We start from the raw sequence: 235 nt of genomic DNA, 5'->3' as shown, positions 1-235 counted from the left end.
CCGATCTTGGCCATGATATCATCACACGCGTCAATGCACAGCGCACAGGTGATACACTCAAGCTGCTGACCATCCCGAATGTCGATACCGACGGGACAAACGTTCACACAGGCCATGCAATCAATACAATCGCCTTGCGGCTCTCCGGCTTTGGCAGCTTCGGAATGTTTGCGCGGCTCGCCACGCCATTCACGATAGCCGACGACCAGCGTGTCTTCGTCCATCATCGCGGCCT

General features: G+C 56.6%; 1 pseudogene. It reads right to left on the bottom strand.

The annotated features are described in order from the left end of the window. A pseudogene (locus ACPGUT_RS16220) lies at window positions 1-235 on the bottom strand (4Fe-4S dicluster domain-containing protein); the annotation flags it as partial.

It is taken from the genome of Halocynthiibacter sp. (assembly GCF_049608145.1).
GTDB lineage: Bacteria > Pseudomonadota > Alphaproteobacteria > Rhodobacterales > Rhodobacteraceae > Halocynthiibacter.
The sequence above is the reverse complement of the archived record's forward strand: the minus strand, read 5'-3'. Positions and strand labels throughout refer to the sequence as shown.